General features: G+C 45.3%; 1 protein-coding gene. It reads left to right on the top strand.

The window, feature by feature from the left end:
- The coding region (locus tag J7R10_RS09635) for an Hsp70 family protein (protein WP_208436556.1) at positions 1-382 on the top strand (382 nt) is incomplete at both ends.

The raw sequence follows: 382 nt of genomic DNA on the forward strand, positions 1-382 counted from the left end.
AGTAATAGGTATTGAGTTGGGGACAACTAACTCTTGTGTCGATGTTATGGATGGCAAAAATGCAAAGGTTATAGAAAAGTCAGATGGGGCACGAACGACGCCGTCGGTTGTTGCTTTTACTGATGGAGGAGAACGGCTTGTTGGACAACCTGCTAAACGGCAAGCGGGTACGAACCCTGAAGGGACGGTTTTTGCAGTTAAGCGCTTGATTGGTCGCCGTTTTGATGATCCCATGGTTGAAAAAGATAAAGCGCCTGTGCCTTATAAGCTTGCTAAAGGCGGTAATGGCGACGCATGGGTAGAAGAAGCAGGTAAGAAATATTTTCCGTCACAAACTTCAGCTATGATTTTGCAAAAGATGAAAGAAACCGCGGAGTCTTAT

The organism is Bartonella vinsonii subsp. berkhoffii ATCC 51672 (genome assembly GCF_902825225.1).
Taxonomy (GTDB): domain Bacteria; phylum Pseudomonadota; class Alphaproteobacteria; order Rhizobiales; family Rhizobiaceae; genus Bartonella; species Bartonella berkhoffii.